This window comes from Tsukamurella ocularis, from assembly GCF_024807615.1.
Classification (GTDB): domain Bacteria; phylum Actinomycetota; class Actinomycetes; order Mycobacteriales; family Mycobacteriaceae; genus Tsukamurella; species Tsukamurella ocularis.
On sequence record NZ_JANUCJ010000002.1, the window covers coordinates 445,824 to 467,560 of the forward strand.

22 protein-coding genes are annotated in these 21,737 nt (G+C 69.9%); 1 reads left to right on the top strand and 21 read right to left on the bottom strand.

Annotated elements, in window-relative coordinates; translation table 11 throughout:
• Positions 1-49 precede the first annotated feature (49 nt).
• From ruvA to pdxS, 10 genes are all read right to left on the bottom strand, one after another.
• The gene (gene ruvA / locus HNP44_RS08185) at positions 50-649 is read right to left on the bottom strand and encodes a Holliday junction branch migration protein RuvA (protein WP_259143124.1); all 600 of its coding nucleotides are present in this window, start codon (positions 647-649) and stop codon (positions 50-52) included.
• Entirely contained in the window at positions 646-1,233 is a 588-nt protein-coding gene (ruvC, locus tag HNP44_RS08190) for a crossover junction endodeoxyribonuclease RuvC (RefSeq protein WP_259143123.1), read from the bottom strand. The genes ruvA and ruvC overlap by 4 nt, the downstream gene beginning before the upstream one ends.
• An 87-nt stretch (positions 1,234-1,320) precedes the next feature.
• Positions 1,321-3,024 carry a VanW family protein gene (locus HNP44_RS08195; protein WP_259143122.1) on the bottom strand — a complete coding sequence of 568 codons (1,704 nt, stop codon included), beginning with the start codon at positions 3,022-3,024 and terminating at the stop codon, positions 1,321-1,323.
• 69 nt (positions 3,025-3,093) lie between these two features.
• Positions 3,094-3,849 (bottom strand): YebC/PmpR family DNA-binding transcriptional regulator, encoded by a 756-nt coding sequence (locus tag HNP44_RS08200; protein ID WP_259143113.1) that lies wholly within the window; start codon positions 3,847-3,849, stop codon positions 3,094-3,096.
• 45 nt (positions 3,850-3,894) lie between these two features.
• Positions 3,895-5,277 carry a WS/DGAT/MGAT family O-acyltransferase gene (locus HNP44_RS08205; RefSeq protein ID WP_259143781.1) on the bottom strand — a complete coding sequence of 461 codons (1,383 nt, stop codon included), beginning with the start codon at positions 5,275-5,277 and terminating at the stop codon, positions 3,895-3,897.
• Positions 5,278-5,315: 38 nt separating this feature from the next.
• Positions 5,316-5,921, bottom strand: a complete 606-nt coding sequence (gene pdxT / locus HNP44_RS08210; RefSeq protein WP_259143107.1) for a pyridoxal 5'-phosphate synthase glutaminase subunit PdxT — start codon at positions 5,919-5,921, stop codon at positions 5,316-5,318.
• Between the two features lie 27 nt (positions 5,922-5,948).
• Positions 5,949-6,773, bottom strand: coding sequence for an acyl-CoA thioesterase (locus HNP44_RS08215; RefSeq protein WP_259143098.1), 825 nt, complete (start codon positions 6,771-6,773; stop codon positions 5,949-5,951).
• Between the two features lie 20 nt (positions 6,774-6,793).
• A complete protein-coding gene (locus tag HNP44_RS08220) occupies positions 6,794-7,597 on the bottom strand; it encodes a PP2C family protein-serine/threonine phosphatase (protein ID WP_259143091.1) in 804 nt (267 codons plus the stop codon).
• Positions 7,594-8,826 (bottom strand): RDD family protein, encoded by a 1,233-nt coding sequence (locus tag HNP44_RS08225; protein WP_259143089.1) that lies wholly within the window; start codon positions 8,824-8,826, stop codon positions 7,594-7,596. The genes HNP44_RS08220 and HNP44_RS08225 overlap by 4 nt, the downstream gene beginning before the upstream one ends.
• Before the next feature lie 194 nt (positions 8,827-9,020).
• Positions 9,021-9,953, bottom strand: a complete 933-nt coding sequence (gene pdxS, locus HNP44_RS08230; RefSeq protein ID WP_146487211.1) for a pyridoxal 5'-phosphate synthase lyase subunit PdxS — start codon at positions 9,951-9,953, stop codon at positions 9,021-9,023.
• Between the two features lie 202 nt (positions 9,954-10,155).
• Here pdxS and HNP44_RS08235 point away from each other — a divergent pair, with 202 nt between their 5' ends.
• Positions 10,156-10,800, top strand: coding sequence for a hypothetical protein (locus HNP44_RS08235; protein WP_259143087.1), 645 nt, complete (start codon positions 10,156-10,158; stop codon positions 10,798-10,800).
• A 94-nt stretch (positions 10,801-10,894) separates the two neighbouring features.
• Here HNP44_RS08235 and HNP44_RS08240 read toward each other — a convergent pair whose 3' ends face one another.
• From HNP44_RS08240 to HNP44_RS08290, 11 genes are all read right to left on the bottom strand, one after another.
• Positions 10,895-11,737: a hypothetical protein gene (locus HNP44_RS08240; RefSeq protein ID WP_259143085.1), complete on the bottom strand. Its 843-nt coding sequence runs from the start codon at positions 11,735-11,737 to the stop codon at positions 10,895-10,897.
• 261 nt (positions 11,738-11,998) lie between these two features.
• Entirely contained in the window at positions 11,999-13,579 is a 1,581-nt protein-coding gene (locus tag HNP44_RS08245; RefSeq protein ID WP_259256863.1) for a serine/threonine-protein kinase, read from the bottom strand.
• 10 nt (positions 13,580-13,589) lie between these two features.
• A complete protein-coding gene (locus tag HNP44_RS08250) occupies positions 13,590-14,618 on the bottom strand; it encodes an NUDIX hydrolase (RefSeq protein ID WP_259143780.1) in 1,029 nt (342 codons plus the stop codon).
• Between the two features lie 14 nt (positions 14,619-14,632).
• Positions 14,633-15,757: a glycosyltransferase family 4 protein gene (locus tag HNP44_RS08255; RefSeq protein WP_259143080.1), complete on the bottom strand. Its 1,125-nt coding sequence runs from the start codon at positions 15,755-15,757 to the stop codon at positions 14,633-14,635.
• Positions 15,757-16,671 carry a phosphatidylinositol mannoside acyltransferase gene (locus HNP44_RS08260; protein ID WP_259143779.1) on the bottom strand — a complete coding sequence of 305 codons (915 nt, stop codon included), beginning with the start codon at positions 16,669-16,671 and terminating at the stop codon, positions 15,757-15,759. Before HNP44_RS08260 ends, HNP44_RS08255 begins: the two co-directional genes overlap by 1 nt.
• On the bottom strand, positions 16,671-17,327 hold the full coding sequence (gene pgsA / locus HNP44_RS08265; RefSeq protein WP_259143077.1) for a phosphatidylinositol phosphate synthase: 657 nt from the start codon (positions 17,325-17,327) through the stop codon (positions 16,671-16,673). Before pgsA ends, HNP44_RS08260 begins: the two co-directional genes overlap by 1 nt.
• 2 nt (positions 17,328-17,329) lie before the next feature.
• The gene (locus tag HNP44_RS08270) at positions 17,330-17,890 is read right to left on the bottom strand and encodes an HIT family protein (RefSeq protein WP_068525168.1); all 561 of its coding nucleotides are present in this window, start codon (positions 17,888-17,890) and stop codon (positions 17,330-17,332) included.
• A gap of 34 nt (positions 17,891-17,924) precedes the next feature.
• Complete coding sequence (gene thrS, locus HNP44_RS08275) at positions 17,925-19,922, bottom strand: threonine--tRNA ligase (RefSeq protein ID WP_259143778.1); 1,998 nt, start codon at positions 19,920-19,922, stop codon at positions 17,925-17,927.
• A gap of 150 nt (positions 19,923-20,072) precedes the next feature.
• Positions 20,073-20,561: a (2Fe-2S)-binding protein gene (locus HNP44_RS08280; RefSeq protein WP_259143073.1), complete on the bottom strand. Its 489-nt coding sequence runs from the start codon at positions 20,559-20,561 to the stop codon at positions 20,073-20,075.
• A 20-nt stretch (positions 20,562-20,581) separates the two neighbouring features.
• A complete protein-coding gene (locus HNP44_RS08285) occupies positions 20,582-21,004 on the bottom strand; it encodes a TIGR02611 family protein (RefSeq protein ID WP_259143071.1) in 423 nt (140 codons plus the stop codon).
• A gap of 18 nt (positions 21,005-21,022) precedes the next feature.
• Positions 21,023-21,736, bottom strand: a complete 714-nt coding sequence (locus HNP44_RS08290) for a hypothetical protein (protein WP_259143070.1) — start codon at positions 21,734-21,736, stop codon at positions 21,023-21,025.
• Position 21,737 lies beyond the last annotated feature (1 nt).

Genomic DNA, 21,737 nt, shown 5'->3' on the forward strand with positions numbered 1-21,737 from the left:
TGCCCTCGGCCTCGTCGAACTCGCTGCCCACCTCGTCGTCGTAGTGCATCTAGCCGCGTCCCAAAGACTTCAGGGCGTCGCGCAACAGCTCGGAGACCGACTTGTCCGGCCCGGCTTCCACGGCAACCGCGACCGCCGGCTCGGCCTGCTTCGCGGTGAAGCCCAGCCCCTCCAAGGCGTCGAGGAGCTGCTGGGAGACACCGCCCGCCGGCACCGCCGACCCGGTGGCGCCGCCGCCGGCGGACGGCGCGGCCGAGACCTTGTCCTTGAGCTCGATGTGGATACGCTCGGCGACCCGCTTGCCGATCCCGGGGATCAGGCACAGCGTCTTGAGGTCCCCCGCCGCGATCGCGGTCTGCATCTGTGCGGGATCGAGCACCGCGATCGCCGCCATGGCCAGCCGGGGACCCACGCCCTGCACGGTCTGCACCAGGTGGAACAGCTCCTGCTGCGGGCCGTCGGTGAAGCCGTAGAGGGTCTGCGAGTCCTCGCGCACGACCATCGACGTGAGCAGGAAGCCCTCGGCGCCCCGGGTGAGCGCACCCGCGGTGTTCGGCGCCACCAGCACCTTGTAGCCCACGCCGCCGCACTCGATCACCACGTGATCCAGACCGATGTGCCGAACCTCGCCGCGCAGTGACGCGATCATCGCACTCCCCCCGTCACCTTCTTCGCCGCGCGGCGCTGCGCCGCGAGCCGCTGTTCGAAGACCTTCTTCTGTTCCTCCGCACGACGTTCCGCCTCTGCCATCCGCGCGATCATCGGCGCGCGCCAGCTGTGGCAGACGGCGAGGGCGAGGGCGTCCGCGGCGTCCGCGGGCTCCGGCGCCTTCTGCAGCCCGAGGATCCGGGTGATCATCGTCGTCACCTGCGCCTTGCCGGCATTGCCGTTGCCGGTGACGGCCGCCTTCACCTCCGACGGCGTGTGGAAGTGCACGTCGATGCCGCGGCGCGCGGCGGCGAGCGCGACGACGCCGCCGGCCTGCGCGGTACCCATCGCCGTGGAGACGTTGTGCTGCGCGAACACCCGCTCGACCGCGATCACGTCCGGCTCGTGGGTGTCCATCCAGAACTCTGCCGCGGTCCATACCGCCAGCAGCCGCTCCGCCAACGGCATCGTCGCGGGCGTGCGGACCACGTCCACGTCGAGCGCCGTGACCTTGCGACCCACCCCCGTCTCGACCACCGACAGGCCGCAGCGCGTGAGCCCGGGGTCCACCCCCATCACCCGCATCGCCGTACCTCCACACCGTCGAACAGTCAAACCTTTGTTCGAGAGCATACCCGCACCGCGCATCCCCGGATGCAACGACGCGCCCACCTACTCGCAGATGACGGTGGGCACCGGGTCGTACTTGACGGTACGGGTGTGACGGGAGAGAACGTTGCCGCTCCGGGCATCGGTGATCGTCCGGGTGTTACTCGTGGTGAAGCCGGGCTGCCCGGTGCTGGCGACGCAGTGCGGCCCCTTCGGGAGCCGGATGGTCGACGGCTGCGTCGGCAGGCTGCGGGATCCGGTACTCGACGACACCTCGCGGGTCTTCGTGCTCCACATCCGCACCGTCACCGACGACGAGCCCGCACTGGACTCGATCACGATGCCGTAGGGCGTGTCATTGCGGAACTGCAAGTCGATCGCGCCCTCGAAGACGGTGGCCTCACGTGCCTCGGGGTACCGCGAGATGTAGTAGCTGTGCTCGGTGTGGCCCGCGTCCTCGAGGCCGGCGAAGTAGGCGGCGTTGTACAGCGTGGTGGCGAACTGCGAGATACCGCCGCCGACGGCCTTGTCCGGGCGGCCGTTGTTGATGATGCCGGATTCCACGTAGCCCTGCGCGGTGCCGCGGGGGCCGGTGTAGCCGTTGAGGGAGAAGGTCTCGCCGGGCAGCACCACGGCGCCGTTCACCTGCTGAGCGACGCGGCGGATATTGACGCCCGAGGCGTCGCTGAACCCTCCGGTGGAGAACTCGCTGACTACCTCGCGCACGCCGAGTTCCTTGGCCTTCGCGGTCGAGACCTTGGGCTCGACGGCCTTGAACTGCGCGGTCGCGGTGCGGCCCTGCGTGGACTGCTCGGTGACGGCCTTGGTGACCGCGTCGATCGTCGGGTCCCAGACGACCTCGCGGCCGGGAACGGCCTCGGTCACCGTCGGGGTGCCGCCCGAGAGGTCGAAGCTCGCGTCCTTGGGCTTGGCCACAGCTGATTCGAGCCGCGTACCGAGGACCTTTTTCGCGGCCTCTCGATCCACCTTCGGAGCGAGGTTGCCGGCACCGTCGGGCTGGAAGGAGAGGAAGGTGCCGATATCAGCCCCGGACACCCGGCCGACGGTGCCCGCGGCCACCTGTCCCGCGGCGTCGCGCCGCAGGACGACATCCGAGGCGACCGCCTGTGCGGCGGCCCCGGTGGTCACTGCGCGCACCACGTCCGCGGAGACCGTGGGCGTCACGGCCTCCGTGGGGACAATGATATCGGTGGAGTCGGGCCAGGCGGCGGCGACCACCGCGGCCGCCTTGCCCAGGTCGATCGTGTCGCCGGCCTTCGGCTCGACGGCCACCGGCTTGCCACCGCGGTAGATCACGGCGCCCTCGCCGGCCTCCGACGTCAGGGCGCCGGCGGCCTTCGTGATCGCGGCGTCGAAGGCCTGCCTGTTCAACGTGGACGCGGGGTGCACGTTCCGGTCACTGACCAGACCGATCAGGTCCCGCAGCGGCGAGCGCTCGTCGATCGCGCGCTGCACGGTGCCAGGCACGTCCATGGACAGACCCAATTGCGCGGGCTGGAGCCGGACCTCACCCTTGGCGGTACGGATCGTGATCGGCTCAGCATCCACCCGCTTCGCGGCATCGTCGAGGCGATGCGTCGCATCGTCGCGCCCCAGCGCCCCGAACTCCACGCCCACCGCGGTGGCGCCGTGGACGGTCTCGGCGCGCCCCGACTCCCAGACCGCCGCACCGCCCGCCCCGAGCAGCAGGGCCGCCACCAGAGCCAGGACCGGGGCGCGCCGCAGCGCTGATCGGTTGGAAGTCACAACCTGAGAATATCCTGACGCGTAGTTACCGCACACTAGGGGCGATGCGATACCGCAATCTCAGGCCACTCAGTCCTCGTCGAGCTCTGCGAGGACCTCGTCGGAGATGTCGACGTTGGTGTACACGTTCTGCACGTCGTCGCTGTCCTCCAGCGCGTCCACCAGCTTGAACACCTTGCGCGCACCGTCGGCGTCGACGGGAACCTCGACCGACGCGCGGAACCCGGACTCCGCGGACTCGTAGTCGATGCCCGCCTCCTGCAGGGCGCTGCGCACCGCCACGAGATCGGTGGGCTCGGAGACGATCTCGAACTGATCGCCCAGGTCGCTGATCTCCTCGGCACCCGCGTCGAGCACGGCCATGAGCACGTCGTCCTCGGCCTGGTCGTTCTTGTCCAGCGTGACGATGCCCTTGCGGGTGAACAGATACGACACCGAGCCCGGGTCGGCCATGTTACCGCCGTTGCGGGTCATCGCCACGCGGACCTCGCCGGCGGCACGGTTGCGGTTGTCGGTGAGGCACTCGATCAGCACCGCCACGCCATTGGGGCCGTAGCCCTCGTACATGATGGTCTGCCAGTCGGCGCCGCCGGCCTCTTCGCCACCGCCGCGCTTGCGGGCCCGCTCGATGTTGTCATTGGGGACCGAGGTCTTCTTCGCCTTCTGAATGGCGTCGTAAAGCGTGGGGTTGCCGTCAGGGTCGCTGCCACCCGTGCGCGCCGCGACCTCGATGTTCTTGATCAGCTTGGCGAACAGCTTGCCGCGCTTGGCGTCGATCGCCGCCTTCTTGTGCTTGGTGGTGGCCCATTTGGAATGGCCGCTCATCGATCCCTCGATTCCGTTCGGGTGCGCTGCATCAACCCTGCGAGTTTACGTGAAAGCCTTCTCCAGCTCCGTCAACGCGTCCTCCAGGTGGTGGATCAGGCGCTGCACGTGCGGGACCGACGTCCGGCACGCGGTGATCCCGAACTCCAGATTCCGGTTGTTCGTGCAGATGGTGATGTTCACCGCCTGGCCCTCCCACGGGATCGACGCCGGGTACACGCCGTCGAGGTGCGCGCCGTTCCAGTACATCGCCTCGCGCGGCCCCGGGACGTTCGAGATGACAAGGTTGAACGGCGGGCGCGCGACGCCCCGGTACCCGGGCAGCATGCCCGGCGCGAGGCCCGCGATGTTCGCCGCGCTGAGCGCCAGCACCTGCAGCGGGGACAACTCCCCCATCACCTTGCGGGCGGCGCGCACGGAGTCCTGGATCGCCGTGACCCGGGCCGCCGGATCGGTGAGGTCGGTCGCCAGCGTCGAGATCACCGCGCCGACCGCGTTCGACGACGACTCGGCGCCCTCCTTGTGCAGCGAGACCGGCACCATGGCCGTCAGCGAGCGATCCGGCAGCTCGTTCAGCTCCAGCAGGTACGCGCGGAGTGCGGCGCCGCACATGGCGAGGACGATGTCGTTGACCGTGGCACCGGCCTTCTTCCGGACCGTGTCGATCCGATCGAGGGAATACGACTGCGCGACGAACCGCCGCGCTCCGCCGATCGGCACGTTGAAGATGGTGTGCGGGGCCTGGAAGGGCGCCTTGTAGTCGTGATCGCGGATCGACGTGCCCGCGACCTTCATCGAGGCGGGCAGCATGCCCAGCACCTCGCCGGTGAGGCCACCTATCTGCTTCACCGCGCCGAGCGGGCTGAAGGGCAGGCCCCCCTTCGACGGTGGCGGCGCCGTCTCCGGCTTCCGGCGGCGCCCGAGACCGGGCTGCCAGACGACGCGGCCCTCGCGGTCGTCGGGATCGGGCGAGAGCGCGAGGGTCATGTACCGCAGCGCGGAGACACCGTCGACCAGGGAGTGGTGCACCTTGGAGTAGACGGCGAAGCGCCCGTCCTCCAGCCCCTCGATGACGTGCACCTCCCACATCGGACGGTGCCGGTCGAGCAGCGTCTCGTGCCACAGCGAGACCTGCTGGAAGAGCTCGCGGATGCGGCCCGGCTGGGGCAGGGCCGAGTGCCGGACGTGGTACTCGAGGTCGATGGAGTCGACCTCGGACCACCAGGTGTTGCCGAGGATCCCGACGGGGTCGGCGGGCCGGCGCCCGAACTTCTCACTGACGGCGAGGTGCGAGCGCATCGTCTCGACCACAGAGCGCACGAAGTCGGGTCCCGCGCCCTTGGGCGGGGTGAACAGCTGCAGGCCGCCGACGTGCATCGGGTGCTCGCGCGACTCCGCCATCAGGAACATCGAATCGGTCACCGGCATGTAGCTCACGTCGCCACTCCCCCTCTGCGGCGGCGGTGTTATCGCCGCCGGACGATGTCCACGAAGCGACGGTGGATCCGCAGATCGCCCGTGACCTCGGGATGGAAGGATGTGGCCATCGTCACACCCTGTCGAACAGCGACAACCGTACCCGCCGTCGGACCGGCCTCCGCAGGCACCCTCGCCAGCACCTCGACGCCCTCGCCGACCCGCTCCACCCACGGTGCGCGGATGAACACGGCACGCACGGGATCGCCGTCGACCCCCTTGACCGCGAGGTCGGTCTCGAAGGAGTCCACCTGCCTGCCGAAGGCGTTCCGTCGCACGGTCATGTCGATGGCGCCGAGACACCGGGCATCTGGGCGGGTGTCGAGCACCTCCGAGGCGAGCAGGATCATGCCCGCGCAGGAGCCGTAGGCCGGGAGCCCGCGTGCGAGCGCCTCGCGGAGCGGGTCGAACAGATCGAAAACGCCGAGCAGCCGGCTGATGGTGGTCGACTCCCCGCCGGGGATGACGATGCCGTCGACAGCGGCGAGATCCTCTGCGGTTCGCACCGTCGTGGTGGCGGCGCCGGCCGCCTCGAGCGCGTGGCGGTGCTCGCGCACGTCACCCTGGAGAGCGAGGACTCCGATCCGTACGGTCACGGAGAGCCAGCCTAAACCGCGCCGCGTTCACGCCCGGAAGCGGTGCAGGCCCTCCTGAATGACCACGGCCACGAGCGTGCCGTCCTGAGCGAAGATCCTCCCGGCCGTGAGGGCGCGCCCACCGCCCGCGGACGGGGACGTCTGGTCGTACAGCAGCCACTCGTCGGCACGGAAGGGGCGCAGGAACCACATGGCGTGGTCGAGGGAGGCGACCTGAGTGTCGACGCCCGGGTGGGCCACCCGGGCCGAGCCGAGCAACGTCATGTCGCTCATGTACGCGAGCGCGCTGACGTGGATGTTCAGATCGTCGGGCAGCCGCTTGATGTGACGGAACCAGACCTGCTGGTGCACCGCCCGGCCGACATACGGGGCCGTCTCGTCCTGAGGCACGATCCGGATGTCCCAATCGCTCCACTCCTCGAACAGCCCGAGGCTCTCGCGGGTGGCGTTGGGGTCCTCCCGCGGGCTGGGTACCGACTCAGGGACCTGCGTCGGCGGCATCTCGTCGGCATGCTCGATGCCCTCCTGTCCCGGCAGCTGGAAGGAGGCCGACATGGAGAAGATCGCCTCGCCGTTCTGGACGCCGTTGACGCGGCGCGTGCAGAAGGACCGGCCTTCGCGAATGCGATCCACGAGGAACACTGTGTCGGCATCCGGGTTGCCGGGGCGCAGGAAGTAGCCGTGCAACGAGTGCACCTGCATGGTGTCCGGGACGGTCTCGATCGCCGACCGCAGGGCCTGGCCGGCCACCTGGCCGCCGAACGTCCGGACCAACACTGACGGTGCGTGAATGCCGCGGAAGATGTCGCGGTCGATCTGTTCGAGACTCAGTAGCGCTTCGATGTCAGCCACGAGGAATGACTCTACTCAGGTCACCAGTCCGGATCGGTGTCTTCCGTCGTGGCGTCCACCACGATGACCGTCACGTTATCGCGGCCGCCGGCGTTGAGCGCCGCGGCGACGAGCTGATCGGCGCACTCGTCGATCGGCACGTCGCTCTCGAGGATCTGCCGGATCTCGTCGTCGGTGAGTTCGCCGTTGAGGCCGTCGGAGCAGACCAGCAGCTTCTCGCGCGGCTGCGCCGGAACGATCCAGAAGTCGGCGTCGGGCTCCATCCCGGCGCCGAGGGCGCGAGTGATGACGTTGCGACGCGGGTCGACGCGAGCCTGCTCGGGGCTGAGGAAGCCGCCGTTGATGAGCTCCTGCACCTGCGAGTGGTCGACAGTGAGCTGCTCGAAGTAGCCCTCCGCGAGCCGGTACGTGCGCGAGTCGCCGATGTTGACCACCAGCCAGTGCGGCACGCCCTCGTAGGTGGTGAGCAGGACCCCGGTCACCGTGGTGCCGGCGCGCTTACCCGTCTCCGAGTCGATGGCCTCGATCGCGGCGTGCGCGTCGCGCAGCCGGTCGACGACCTGCTCCATCACGACCTGAGCGTCCGCCGGCTCGGGGCCAAAGACCTCGGCCAACGCCTCGAGGGCCGCCGCTGAGGCCACCTCGCCGGCGTCGTGGCCACCCATGCCGTCGGCGAGCAGGAACATGCCGGGGCCGGTGAGGGCACCGTCCTCGTTGGTCATGCGTACCCGACCAGGATTGCTGATGGCGACCCATTTCATGGACACGCCGCCCTGCACTCCGTAGACGATCTCGGAGCGCGCCTCCCCCGCTTCTGCCGTCATCCGCCGAACACCTTAAAACTGCGCTGCCCCATGTGCACGACGCTGCCCTTCTCCACGGCGTACCTGACTCCCTTGGTGAGCTCGGTCCACGAGTCGCCGAGGGCGATCGCGGAACCGTTCGTCGAGCCCACGTCCTCCACCCACAGTTCACCGCGGGTGATGCCGAACAGCAAGTGGGTCTTCGACACCGACGCTGTGTCATCGACCAGCACATGCTTGGTGACCTTCGACGGATCCGCGCTCTGCGGCACAACCGGCTCGCGCCCGATGATGCCGTCGCCGCGGACATCGACCGAGTGCCCGTCGTCGAAGCGCAGGACGATCGGCGCGCCGCCCGCCGGACCGGGCGCCGCCGGACGCGGCTGCTGCGGCTGCCCCTGGGGCGGCTGACCGCCCTGCGGCGCGAGCGGCCTGCCTGCGGGCGGGCCTACGGGTGGCTGGCCCTGCACGGGTACGCGCGGCTGCCCGCTGGGGCCCGTGGGTCCGCTCGGGCGCGGGGCGAACTGCTGGGGCGGCTGCGGCTGCGAGGCCTGCGCCGGCGGGGGCGCGAAGGCCGCAGCGGGCGGCAGGCCGGTCGTGGGCTCGTCACCCTCGGTGGGCGGCGGGCCGAATCGCGGCGGGATCGGCCGCAGGCCCGGCACATCGTCCGGCAGCGGCGGGAGCGACGGCGGCTGCAGCCGCTCGCGCGGCTCCCCGGTCGCCACGACCTCGGTGGCCGCACCGGCGGCGACCGCATCGACGCGGGTCTCGTCCGGCAACGGGGTTGGAATGCGCTGCAGGGTGTTGTCGGAATCGCCGGTCACCAGGCCGCCGAGCGGGCCCGACGGTGCCGGGGCCTGCGCACGCACCGGGGTCGCGACGTCGGCATCGTCGACCACGGTCGACGTGGAGGCCTTCTCGTGGACGCCGCGGCGGCCACCGTCGGCGAGGATCGACCAAGCCGGGAGGTAGACGAGCGGCGCCAGGATGTTGAAGACGACCGATCGGATCGCGGACGACGGGAAGCCGATCGGGCGGAGAGACTGCGTGTCGACCACCTTGAGGCCCGCGAGCAGCTTGCCAGGGCTGGCGCCGTAGACGCCGTGCAGCACTACGGACGCGATGATCGCGACGGCGGCGCCGATACCGAGGAACACCCAGCCGTGCTCGAGACCGGCCACGACGTTGACGATCAGGGCGATGGCGACCACCGCTGAAGCAACGCACAGGTCCGCGATGTACGCGAGCACGCGCAACACGTTGGGAGCCGCCTCCACTTGCGATCCACCCAGGGACGTCTGGGCCCCGTACTCCTGAGTGGCCCTGGCCGTTGCTTGGTCTGACATCCTCCGCCTCACTGCTTCCACTTCACATCCCGCGTCTGCCCGACACGCGCAGCCTCGACGCTAGCGCGAATCGTCGGACACCGGCAGGCGACATGCCGTTACCAGCCGCGTTCCGCCAGGCGGTGCGGCTGCGGGATGTCATCGACATTGATTCCGACCATCGCCTCACCCAGTCCACGGGAGACCTCGGCGAGCTTGCCGGGATCGTCGTAGAAGGTCGTCGCCGCGACGATCGCCTTGGCGCGCTGCTCGGGGTTGCCCGACTTGAAGATGCCGGAGCCCACGAACACACCCTCGGCGCCGAGCTGCATCATCATCGCCGCGTCCGCCGGGGTGGCGATGCCGCCCGCGGTGAACAGGGTGACGGGCAGCTTGCCGTTCTTCGCAACCTCGACGACCAGGTCGTAGGGCGCCTGAAGCTCCTTGGCGGCGACGTACAGCTCGTCCTCGGGCAGCGAGGTCAGGCGGCGGATCTCGTCGCGGATCTTGCGCATGTGCGTGGTGGCGTTCGAGACGTCGCCGGTGCCGGCCTCGCCCTTGCTGCGGATCATCGCGGCGCCCTCGGTGATGCGACGCAGGGCCTCGCCCAGGTTGGTCGCGCCGCAGACGAAGGGCACCGTGAAGGCGAACTTGTCGATGTGGTTGCTGTAGTCGGCCGGGGTCAGGACCTCGGACTCGTCGATGTAATCCACGCCGAGGGCCTGCAGGATCTGCGCCTCGACGAAGTGGCCGATGCGGGCCTTCGCCATGACCGGGATGCTGACGGCCTCGATGATGCCGTCGATCATGTCCGGATCGGACATACGACTGACGCCGCCCTGCGCGCGGATGTCGGCGGGCACGCGCTCGAGTGCCATGACCGCGACCGCACCGGCGTCCTCGGCGATCTTCGCCTGCTCGGGGGTCACCACGTCCATGATCACGCCGCCCTTGAGCATCTCGGCCATGCCGCGCTTGACGCGTGCGGTGCCGGTGACGGGTGCGGTCTGGGGATCAGTGGTCACTGATGGGTCTCCTCGTAGCTGGGACATGTGGGGCTTCAGTATTCCCGATGACGGTGCGCGCTTCCCCGCCCGGGTCGGGGCCTCGGGTCCGACGGTGCCGGTCCTGTCACCCTCCGGCCCTCGCCCATCTCGTATCTACACTGATCTCATGGGCGGAATGATTGCGGTGTATCCCTTCGTTCCGGCTCGGGAGCTCGAAGTAGGACCTGGGTTCGACATGGATCGCATAGTGCGGTTCATCGCGAAGTGGTCGCTCGTCGCCGTCCCCGATTCTCCCGGCGAGTACCTGACCGCCGACGACATCGCGGACGGAATGCTGCCGCGCATCACCGCGGGAATCGAATGCTTCTCCATCAACCGCCCTACTGCGGGCGAGGTCGACATGGCGATCGACTGGATGTTGACGGTTGGTGGGACCTTCATAGACTTTTCCGGGGGCCTCATTTCGAACGATGTCCGCTGGCTGGAGGTCACGACCGAACCGGACGACGGACTCCTGGTCTTCGTCGTCGATGATGCGAGCCGCGCACATGCCGCGTATCGATCACAACGTTCGCCCACGGGCATCTGGGATGTTCGGAACGGATTCGACGGAGTGCCCGTCATCGTCCGCAGGCCGATTGCCGACTACCCACCCGAGGTCCGCTGGAACGGGTGGCTCGTCGTCCTTCACGACGGCGAGATCGAAGTCCAAACGGTCCCGGACCACGCGTTCTGGGGCAAGCCGCCACGGGACGTCGAACCTGAGATCACGTACTGGGCGGAGAACTGGGCCGTGCGCGACGTCGGCGGCGTACTCACCGCTGCACACCGTGACGGCCGGATCGTGTCCATAGAAGTGAGCGCGAACGGCCCGGTCGTCCTCTCCGAGTGACGGCGGGCGTTACGCGATTGCCTCCTGAGCGGATTTGACGCACCTACCAACGCCGAGCCGCGCTTCCCGCGGGGAACTCTCACTCGTCACCGGGTTACAACCCACGCGCGGGTGAAGACGTCCCGCGGGAGGAGCTGTCGAGTAGCAGGCCGTGAGGTCGGAGAGCATCGCGAAGCCTGGTCCGGAGGCGGTCCGGCTCCGTACAGTCCTTCCACCCCCAGTGCGTAGGCCACAGACGGCGCTCCATGAGAAGGGTGTCGCGCTTCAGTCGGGCGTCGGCGTCGAAGCCCTTCTTCTGCTTGCCCGCCCCGTCGAACTCGCCGACCACGACCTCCTCGAACAGGAAGTCCACACGGGCCTCGAGCGCGCCGGCGTGATTGAAGTACTCCCGCTGCAGGTCCGGGCGGGGAATCTCCGGCCAGGAGAGCATGAGGGCACGACTCCGCGACTCGCCGACGGACTCGGACCGCCCGTCCGCCTCCGGCATCGCCGACCGAAGCATGGCGATACCGCGCCGCCGGCCGAGCCGATCCGTCGCCGCATGCAGCTCGTCGAGGGCGACACCCATCCGCAGCGCAGCGTCCAGGGCACAGACCGCCTGCTCGAAGGTGCCTGCCAGCGCCAAATCCAGTGCGGTCCGGGCCACCGTCGTCACCGCGAGACCGTCGACGACCGTGGTGTCCTCCCCGTCGAGCCGACGAATGTGCACGCGACGTCGCCCGTCCCTGCCTTCTCCTCGCCGACCATCGCGGGTGAATTCGACGGTGCGCCAATCGAAGGTCAGAACCTCCATGCCGTGCACCGCGGCAGCCGCGGCATGGCTCAGGACCAGGCCGGCGGCGGAACGTTCCGCCGCGGACCTCCCGGACAGCGCGAGTTCCACCCAGGGCTCGAGCTTCGTCCCCTGGTGATAGCTTCCGCGCCAGACGCGCGTCATCCTTCCGTCGTCAACCCACCGGCGGATCTGGCGATCGGTCGACCCCGTCGCCAGCATCTCGAGCCTGTGTTTGCGTAGAACCGAGTCTCCATCGGACACGGATGCACCCCTGCCTCGGCGCCCCCACGCCGACCTGTCCATCGTCCCCGACGGGTGCTCCGCGCGGGCGGGTTCGACGACGCCGAGTCTCCCGCGAGGGTTGTTCGCCGGAACGGTGGTTGCAACCCGATGATCGGTGGAAGGTCCCCGCGGGAGCGCGCGTCAGCGCGACCAGACGGAGCGGGCGGGCTCCGACGAGACGGCGCGGCCGTCGCCCCGGGTGATCACCAGGCCGCCGGCGCTCACGGTGTAGATCGTGTCGTCCTTATCCTTGCCCTTCGCGTCGCGGTTGATAGCGCGGAAGCCACCGGAGCCGTCCCGGGTCGCAGCAAGCGTGATGCCGCTGTTGTCCCCCGAGACCTGCGCGCCGCGGTAGGTCAGCTCCCCCGCGGAACCACAGATCACGACCCGGGAGCCGCCGCCGTTCGCCTTCGAGGTGAGGAGCGCCAGTTGCAACGTCTCACCACCTGCGCACCGCGCCGGACTCCCGACGAAGCCGTAGGCGTCGGTGCCCGGGACCGTCGGCGCTGAGACGGTTTCCGAGGTCCCCGTCGGCGCCGCCGACGTGGATTGCGCGGGCGTGCCCGACGGAGCGGACGTGGCCGTCTGTTCGGCCGGTGTGGTGTCCCCGCCCCGACCGAAGGCCAGGTAGCCGACGGCCAGGAGCGCTATGAGCAACACCGCCACCAGGGCCACCAAGGCCCACACGCGGCCGTTGCGCGCCGGAGCCGACCCGGAGCCCACCCCACCGACGGCCGCCGATGGCGGCACCGGTGTGCCCGCGAGATGCTGAGCCGCTGGCGGCGGCGCAGCGTGCGTGTACGCCGGGGTCGGAATGGGCGGCGGGGTCGGCCGGATCACGGTGGGCCCGGATCCCACGCGCGGGACGGGGGGCAGCCCTGCGGCCGGGGCGGTCAGCGCGGCACGGAACGCGCGGGCGAAGGAAGCGTTGTCGGGGAACCGGTCGCGTGGCTGCTTCGCCAGCGCCCGCTCGAAGACGCGTGCCAGCCCGGGCGGAACGCCCGCCACCCGCGCAGCCGGGTCCGGAACGGGCGCCTGCAGGTGCGCCATCAGCACCGAGCTGGGCGATCCGGGGCCGTACGGCGGCGCGCCGGTGAGCAACTCGAAGGCCGCGCAGGCCAGCGAGTACTCGTCGGCCCGGTTGTCCAGTGGATTGCCCTCGATCACCTCGGGCGCGAGGTAGGCCATGGTCCCGACCGCCACACCGGTGGCGGTGAGGGAGCTCGCCTCGTCGCTGGCCTTCGCGATGCCGAAGTCCACCAACTTCACCCCGACGGGCCGTCCGGGCCGCACGGGCGCGAGCAGGATGTTGCCCGGCTTGACGTCGCGGTGCATCAGGCGGCGCTCGCTCCACGCCCAGTCCAACGCGCTCCCGACCTGCTCGATCACCTCGGCCACCATCGCGGGCGGCAGCGGCCCCCGCGTCCGCAGGTACTGGGCCGCGTCCTCGCCCTCGACGTACTCCATGGCGAGCCAGAGGCGGCCGTCGTACTCGCCGCGGTCGTGAATCGTGACGATGTTGGGGTGCCGCAGGCCGGCCAGGATGTCGGCCTCGCGAAGGAAGCGCGTGGCGAAGCTCGGGTCGTCTCCCAGCTGCGGTCCGAGCAGCTTCAGCGCGTCCTGCCGCGGCAGCCGCGGATGCTCGACGAGGAAGACCTCGCCCATGCCGCCCGCACCGAGGCGGCGTACCACCCGGTATCCGGAGATCTCCGTCGGTTGCATCCCGCCTCCCCTACTCGATCACGGCCGGCTCGCCCGGCGCCTCCCCGGACGCGCATGCCTTCTGCACGTCGAGGACGAGGTCGGCGAGCGCCGCAGGATAGACGGGGTCCGCGAGCACGCGGATCTCGTCGGGGGTGCACCAGCGCATCTCGTCGAGAGTCCGGCGTTCCAGGTCCGTCCAGCCCGACGGCGCCGGGTCGAACCGTTCGCACTCCACGGCGAAGAAGTACTCGACCGAGTCGATCACCTCGCCGTCGAAGGAGAAGACCGCCTCCCGGCGGTAGAGAGGCCCGACGAACGCCGACGGCGCGAGCATGCGGCCCGTCTCCTCCCGCAGTTCGCGGGCGGCGGCGGCGCGCAGGTCCTCTCCGCGCTCAACTCCCCCGCCCACGGTGAACCACCAGTGGTGGGCGGGCCGCGTCCCCTCCGGGACGGGCTCGTGACCACGGACGACGAGCACGGCACCGTCGGGGTCCACGACGATGACCCGCGCCGAGACGCGCCGCTCGTCGTTCGCGGCGAGCAGCGCCGCGGGGAGGATGCCGCCCCGGTCGACGATGTCGAAGTACTGGGGCATCGGCGCGGTGCCGCCTAGGTACAGCCAGCGTACGAACCGGCGGCCACGCAGGGTGCGGGTGTCGCGGACGGCGTCGTTGTGAAAGCGACGCGCCATGGTCACGCGCGTATCGGCATCGGCGATCTCCGCCACGAGCGACCGCGGCAGGGCCTCGATGTCGATCGAACCGATGGCCGCGGACAGCCGGTTCTCCATCGGCATCCGGTCCTCGGGAGCGGAGTTCTCGGCACGGTCCGCGGCGGCGCGCAGCATCTGTCCCTGCTCGGGCGGCAACGTCGCGCCGACCGCGCGCGCGACCGCGGACCGTCGGGCGAGGGCGGCGTCGAGCGCGGCGAGCGAGAGGTCCACCCGCACGTGCAGCCGGTCCAGACGGTGCGCTGTCTGGTACGCCAGGGCAGCGACGATCAGGACGGCCATCACGATCAACCCGATGACGAGCACGGTGGTGGCGGTGAGGTTCAGCACGACGGCCCCCTTCAGTCGTCGATCGACACGACCACGCCGGGCACGGCGACGGTCTCGTACACGCGGATGACCTGCTCGGCGACGACGGACCAGTCGTAGCGCCACACCACCTCGGAGGCGTGGGTGACCAGCTCGGTGCGGCGGAAGTCGTCGTCGAGCAGCTCGACGATCGCGCGACCGAGGGCTGCACCGTCGCCGACCGGGAACAGACGGCCGGCCTCGCCCCCGTCGAGGACGCGCTCGAAGGCGTTGAGGTCGCTCGCGACGACGGCGGTGCCGGCGGCCATGGCCTCGACGAGGACGATGCCGAAGCTCTCGCCGCCGAGGTTGGGCGCAACATAGACGTCGGCGGAACGGAGCGCGGCGGCCTTCTCCCCGTCGGTGACGGCGCCCATGAGCCGCAGATGCTTCGCGTACGGCCCGGCGTCGCGCAGGAGCTTCTCCGAGTCGCCCCGACCGATGACGAGCACCTCGACATCGGGTTGCGCCGCCACGATGGCCGGCAGCGCCTCGAGGAAGACGGCCATGCCCTTGCGCGGCTCGTCGTACCGGCCGAGGAAGAGCACCGTCTTGCCCGGCCGGGGATAGCCGGGCAGCGGATCGCCGTCGGCGAACGCGCGCACGTCGACGCCGTTGGGGATCTCGATGGCGTCGGAGCCGAGCGACTCCATCTGCCAGCGACGAGCCAGCTCGGAGACCGCGATCTTTCCGCGGATCTTCTCGTGCGACGGTCGCAGTACGCTCTGAAAGACCGAGAGCACCAGCGACTTCTCGGTGGAGGTGTGGAAGGTCGCGACGATGGGACCGTCGGCGATCGCCAGCGCCAGCATGCCGAGGCTCGGCGCGTTCGGCTCGTGCACATGGAGCACGTCGAACTCGCCGTTGCGGATCCACTTCCGCAGCCGACCGAAGGCCTTGGGACCGAAGGAGAGCCGAGAGACGGAGCCGTTGTACGGGATCGCGACGGCCTTGCCCGAGGAGACGGCGAAGTCGGGCAGCACCGTCTCCTTCGAGGACGGGGTGAGCACCGAGACCTCGTGTCCGCGCTCGATAAGTACGCGCGCCAGGTCCACGACGTGCGCCTGGACCCCACCCGCGACGTCGAAGGAGTACGGGCAGATCATCCCGATCCGCATCAGCGCACCTCTGGGCCCTCGCCGAGGATTCGATCGCGTCGCGCCTGCGACCAGTCGGACTCCCACAGCGGCTGCAGCATGTGCCAGTCGGCGGGATGTTCAGCGATGTTGCGCTCGAACGCGTGCGCCAGCTGCTGGGTGGCGCTCTCGATACCGCCGGACACATCGATGGGGGCCTCGGCCCTGAACCCCCAGGCGTCGCCCTCGAACCAGCAGTGCACCGGCAACAACGGTGCGCCGGTGTCGATCGCGAGCTTCGCCGGGCCCGCGGGCATCCGGGTGCGCTCGCCGAAAAAGGTGACGGGCACGCCGTGCCGCGCGAGGTCGCGCTCGCCGAGCAGGCAGATCGGGCGGCCCTCGCGCAGTCGTTGCGCCAAGGCCTGCATCGGCGGCTGCTCGCCACCGGAGAGAGGGAAGATCTCGAAGCCCAGCGACTCTCGGTACTCGACGAACCGCCGGAACAGCGACTCGGGCTTGAGCCGCTCGGCGACCGTGGCGAACCGCCCGTACTTCTGCGCGAGCCACACCCCGGCCATGTCCCAGTTCCCGCTGTGCGGCAGCGCCAGCACCGCGCCGGTGCCCGCGTCCATCGCCTCGTGCAGGCTGGGCACGTCCACGTACTGATCGAGCCGCGCGCCCAGCTCCACGAGGTCCATCGACGGCAGCCGGAAGGACTCACGCCAGTACCGCGCGTAGGAGCGCGAGGACTCCTCGATCAGACTCTGCGGCACCGCGTCCGGGGTGGTGCCGAGCACGCGCGCGAGATTCTTGCGCAGCTGCGTGTTGTCGCCCCGCGCGCCGATCCGCCCGCCCACGTCGTCGATGAGGAACTTCGCGGCGAACTCCGGCATCCGCTTGGTCACGGCCCAGCCGGTGCGGTAGGCGATATCTGCGACCTCTTCGCGCGGATCGATCACGCCTGTCCCCCTCGCTGCGCGGCTGCCTGCGGCAGCGGCAGCAGGTCGGTCGCGCCGGGCGAGCGGCGGACGGTCAGGGCCCGCTGGAGAACGGTGACGATGCTGGTCACGGCGAGCAGCCACATCGCGACGTGGATCGCCCACCAGACGCCCATACCTGTGACGCCCGCGCCCACGAGCACGATGATGAGACGCTCCGGACGCTCGATCCAGCCACCGTCGCCCTTGAGCCCGGAGGCCTCGGCCCGCGCCTTCGCGTAGCTGATCACCTGCGAGGTGACCAGGCAGATCAGGGTGGCGATCAGCAGGTTGTAGCGGTTGTCCGCAGTGTTCACGGCCCACCAGGCCAGGCCGGCGAAGATCGCGCCGTCGGCCACGCGGTCGCACGTGGCGTCGAGCCAGGCCCCGAACCGGGTGCCGCCGCCGCGGACGCGGGCCATGGCCCCGTCGAGCATGTCGAACATGACGAAGAACCAGATGATCAGCGTGCCGACGAACAGGTGGTCGGTCGGAAAGAGCCACAGTGCCGCTGTCACGGAGCACGCGGTGCCGAAGAGCGTCACCGCATCCGGCGTCAACCCGATCCGGATCAGCACCTTCGCGATCGGGTGGGTGACCGTGGAGACCGCCTCACGACTGAAGATCGACGACACTGCTAGACCTCCTCCCAGGCCTTCGCCATCAGCGCCCGGGTCTGTCCGAGGAGCTGCGGCATCACCTTAGTGCCCGAGAGCACCGTGATGTAGTTCGCGTCACCGGGCCAGCGCGGCACGATGTGCTGGTGCAGGTGCTCGGCGATCGAACCGCCGCCCGACCGGCCCAGGTTGAAGCCCACGTTGAACGCCGCCGGCCGCGAGATCCGCTTGATCACGCGGATGGTCTTCTGGGTGAGCTTGATCAGCTCGAAAGCCTCGTCATCGGTGAGGTCCTCCAGCTCCGCGACCTGCCGGTACGGCACCACCATGCAGTGGCCCGGGTTGTACGGGAACAGGTTGAGCACCACGTAGCAGTGCTCGCCGCGGGCCACGATCAGCCCGTCCTCGTCGGCCAGCTTGGGGATCTCGAGGAAGGCGGTGCTGCCCTCCGGGACGGGAGGGGAATCGACGAGGTACCGCATCCGGTACGGCGTCCAGAGCCGCTCGATGCTCTCGTCACCGTCGCCGACCCCGAAGTCGGTGTGCGCGCCGCGCGCGTCGCCGTCCGTGGCGTCCGTCATCGATTCCTCTCCCCTGTCGTCCCTGCGGCCCCGGTCAGGCGATGCCGACGGTGGCCTCCGCCGGGCCCAGCAGCTCGGCGGTCGGGGACTCGTTGCGGCGCGAGTGGACCCAGTGGACGATCCGCTGCACGGCGTCGTCGACGGGTACCTGGTTGACCTGGGTGCCGTCGCGGAACCGGAAGCTGACCGCGCCGGCGTCGCGGTCGGTCTCGCCCGCGAGCAGCATGAACGGCACCTTCTGCGTGGTGTGATTGCGGATCTTCTTCTGCATCCGGTCATCGCTGTGGTCGACCTCGGCGCGGATCCCGTGCTTCTTGAGTTCGCGGATCACCGTCTCCAGGTGATCCCCGAACTGCTCGGCGACGGGGATGCCGACCACCTGCTGGGGCGCCAGCCACGCGGGGAAGGCGCCGGCGTAGTGCTCGGTGAGGACGCCGAAGAAGCGCTCGATCGAACCGAACAGCGCGCGGTGGATCATCACCGGGCGTTGCTTGGTGCCGTCGGGCGCGGTGTACTCGAGCTCGAACCGCTCGGGCAGGTTGAAGTCCAGCTGGATGGTGGACATCTGCCAGGTGCGGCCGAGCGCGTCCTTCGCCTGGACGGAGATCTTCGGGCCGTAGAAGGCGGCGCCGCCCGGATCCGGCACCAGGTCGAGGCCCGAGGCCTCGGCGACCTGCTGGAGCGTCTTGGTGGCCTCCTCCCACACGTCGTCGGCGCCGACATACTTCTGCGGATCCTTCGTGGACAGCTCGAGGTAGAAGTCGTCGAGGCCGTAGTCCTTGAGCAGCGAGAGCACGAACTCGAGGGTCGTGGTCAGCTCCTCGTGCATCTGCTCCTTGGTGCAGTAGATATGGGCATCGTCCTGCGTCATGCCGCGCACGCGGGTCAGGCCGTGGATCACACCGGACTTCTCGTACCGGTACACGGAGCCGAACTCGAAGAGCCGCAACGGAAGCTCCCGGTACGAGCGGCCACGGGCGTCGAAGATCAGATTGTGCATCGGGCAGTTCATCGGCTTGACGTAGTAGTCCTGACCGGGCTTGGTGACGTTGCCCTCGTCGTCGTACTCCGCGTCGAGGTGCATGGCCGGGAACATCCCGTCCTTGTACCAATCCAGGTGCCCCGACACCTCGTAGAGCGTGCTCTTGGTGAGGTGCGGGGTGTTGACGAAGTCGTAGCCGGCGTCGATGTGTCGCTGACGGGAGTACTCCTCCAGCTCCTTGCGGATGATGCCGCCCTTGGGATGGAAGACCGGCAGGCCGGAGCCGAGCTCGTCCGGGAAGCTGAAGAGGTCCAGCTCGGCGCCGAGCTTGCGGTGGTCGCGCTTCTCCGCCTCGGCGAGGAGCTCCAAGTACTCGTCCATCGCCTCGGGCGATTCCCAGGCGGTGCCGTAGACGCGCTGCAGGTCAGCGTTGTTCTGGTCGCCGCGCCAGTACGCGGCGGAGCTGCGGGTCAGTTTGACCGCGGGGATGTACTTGGTGGTGGGCACGTGCGGGCCGCGGCACAGGTCGCCCCAGATCAGCTCGCCGGTGCGGGGATTGAGGTTGTCGTAGGCGGTGAGCTCGGCGCCGCCGACCTCCATGACCTCGCTGTCGTCGGCCGCGCCCTTGTCGTCGATGAGCTCGAGCTTGTAGGGCTCCCCCGCCAGCTCGGCGCGGGCCTCGTCCTTGCTCGCGTAAACGCGGCGACTGAACTTCTGCCCCGCTTTGATGATCTGCTTCATCTTCTTCTCGAGGCTCTTGAGATCCTCGGGCGTGAAGGGCTCGGCGACGTCGAAGTCGTAGTAGAAGCCGTCCTTGATCGGCGGGCCGATGCCCAGCTTGGTGCCGGGGAAACCATCCTGCACGGCCTGCGCGAGGACGTGCGCCGCCGAGTGGCGGATCACGCTGCGCCCGTCCTCCGTGTTCGCCGCGACGGCCTCGACCTCGGTGTCGGTCTCGGGGATCCAGCTCAGGTCCTTGAGGGTGCCGTCCGTGGTCTTGACGACGACGACGGCCTCGGGGCCCTTGTTCGGCAGGTCCAGATCGCGCATGGCGGCCCCGGCGGCGATTCCTGCCGGGACGACGAAGGTGGTGCTCACAGTGCTCCTAGTCATGTAGCGGGCGGCATACCTGGCCGCACGCGGTTGTCAGTGGATCCGATCCTATCGGTCACCGCGCGTGCCGCTCGCCGGAGGCGATGCTCAGGCGAGCCGCGTCCGCCGCTCGTCCGGCGTCTGCCGGGGGCAGCTGAGGCACTTCGCCATGCCGGGGCACAGGTAGAGCAGGCAGCACGAGCCCCGTCGGACGACGGTGCCGCGCCCGGGCACCTCCTCGAACCGCGCCGGCGGCGCCGCGGGACCGCACGCGCGCAGCAGATCGTCGGCAACGGTCCGCGGTTCGGCGGTCTCGAGCGCGGCCGACGCGATCGAGTCGGTCGCGATGGCCCAGAGGGAGCGCCGCGAGGCACCCGACTCGGCCGCGAGAGCGGGGACGAGGCGGTGGCAGGCGCGGGCGAGGTCGAGGCCGGGGTCGTCCGACGGCGCCGTCTCCCCCACCTCGGGCCAGCCTCCCGCGCCGGACCGGACGACCGCCGACGCGGCGTCCCGCCCGGCGGCGGCCACGCGGGCGAGCGCTCCCGACAGGGCGTACCAGTACAGGACTCCGGCGACGCGGTCGTCGGGAGCCGCCACCGAACGACGGAGTTCCGCGATCACCCGAAGAGCGGGCTGGCTAGCCAGGGCCACTGGATGTCGAACCACCCGCCGATCATCGCGGCCGCGCCCAGCAGCCAGACGGTGGCCAGCACGATGAGGCAGGTCCCGACGCCGAATGCGCCCTTGACGAGGATGTTCTGGCGGGATAGCCACGCGGCGAAGCGGTCGTAGCGTTCGCGGGCGAAGTGCAGAAGTCGGTGCGCCCACTCGAATTCCGTGGCGAGGATACCGAGACCGGCGAAGACGATCAGCCAGCCCGGCCCCGGGTACGGGATCGCGATGATGCCGGCGATGAGCACGATTCCGCCGATGACGCCGACGCAGATGCGCCAAGCGAGCGTGCCGTGCCGGGACGCTTTGATCCGTGCGCGCCACGCGCGCGGACCGCTCCGCGGCAACTCCTTCTGCTGGTCATGCATGATTCCACGGTACCGGCGTCAGCCGGCGACCTCTTCGAGCAGCGGGAGTGCAACGGCGTCCGCGATCGCGGGCGCGACGGCCTGCAGCTCGGCGTCGAGGATCTGCACCGCCACGCCGAATGCCTTGGCCACAGCGCCCGCGTCGCGGGATGCGGTCTCGGTGGCGCGGATCCGATCGCGGTCTGCGGGCTCCAGGTACCCGGGCGGAGCGCCGGTGCGGGCGCCCGCGAGGGCAATGAGTGCGTCGCGGAGTTCGTCGAGCGCGAGGGCCGCGGACGGCCCGTTGCCGCGGTGTAGCTCGGCGCGAGTGCGGAGCGCGGCGAGCCACGCGGGTCCGACCAGATCTGGGTAGCCCGACGGTGCCGCCGCCTGCGGTCCGGTGGGACCGAAGACCTGGCGGAAGGGCTCGCCCGGCCGCGGCCCGAACCGGGCCGCGGGCACGATCGCGATTCGCGCGGTGAGCAGGTCCGAGAGCAGGAAGACGATGCCGGTCGCGTCCACGGTGTGGTGGATCGCACCGAAGTCGCGATACATCCGCTCGGTCCACCGATCCCGGAGATCACCGATCGCGAGATCCGGTGCGACAGCGAGCATCAGGTCGATGCCGGCGAACGCGTCGAGCATCCCCGCCGCCGCAGCGCCGACCACGGCCCCTGCCGGAACGCCCTCCGTCGCTTCGGCGGCGGCGATCAATCGGTTGCCGACGTCCTGTCGTTGCATCGCAGTGAACATG

What these genes read in the sequence shown, in the direction of transcription:
- thrS (WP_259143778.1), bottom strand. Translation starts at nt 19,922, where the DNA reads ATGCGCGATCTGGACCTGCCGAACAAGGGCCCCGAGGCCGTCGTCGTC.
- HNP44_RS08205 (WP_259143781.1), bottom strand. Translation starts at nt 5,277, where the DNA reads ATGCCGGTGACCGATTCGATGTTCCTGATGGCGGAGTCGCGCGAGCAC.
- HNP44_RS08220 (WP_259143091.1), bottom strand. Translation starts at nt 7,597, where the DNA reads ATGACGGCAGAAGCGGGGGAGGCGCGCTCCGAGATCGTCTACGGAGTG.
- pdxS (WP_146487211.1), bottom strand. Translation starts at nt 9,953, where the DNA reads ATGTCCCAGCTACGAGGAGACCCATCAGTGACCACTGATCCCCAGACC.
- HNP44_RS08200 (WP_259143113.1), bottom strand. Translation starts at nt 3,849, where the DNA reads ATGAGCGGCCATTCCAAATGGGCCACCACCAAGCACAAGAAGGCGGCG.
- ruvC (WP_259143123.1), bottom strand. Translation starts at nt 1,233, where the DNA reads ATGCGGGTGATGGGGGTGGACCCCGGGCTCACGCGCTGCGGCCTGTCG.
- HNP44_RS08255 (WP_259143080.1), bottom strand. Translation starts at nt 15,757, where the DNA reads ATGCGGATCGGGATGATCTGCCCGTACTCCTTCGACGTCGCGGGTGGG.
- HNP44_RS08270 (WP_068525168.1), bottom strand. Translation starts at nt 17,890, where the DNA reads ATGACGGACGCCACGGACGGCGACGCGCGCGGCGCGCACACCGACTTC.
- ruvA (WP_259143124.1), bottom strand. Translation starts at nt 649, where the DNA reads ATGATCGCGTCACTGCGCGGCGAGGTTCGGCACATCGGTCTGGATCAC.
- HNP44_RS08290 (WP_259143070.1), bottom strand. Translation starts at nt 21,736, where the DNA reads ATGTTCACTGCGATGCAACGACAGGACGTCGGCAACCGATTGATCGCC.
- HNP44_RS08285 (WP_259143071.1), bottom strand. Translation starts at nt 21,004, where the DNA reads ATGCATGACCAGCAGAAGGAGTTGCCGCGGAGCGGTCCGCGCGCGTGG.
- HNP44_RS08245 (WP_259256863.1), bottom strand. Translation starts at nt 13,579, where the DNA reads ATGCAACCGACGGAGATCTCCGGATACCGGGTGGTACGCCGCCTCGGT.
- HNP44_RS08240 (WP_259143085.1), bottom strand. Translation starts at nt 11,737, where the DNA reads ATGACGCGCGTCTGGCGCGGAAGCTATCACCAGGGGACGAAGCTCGAG.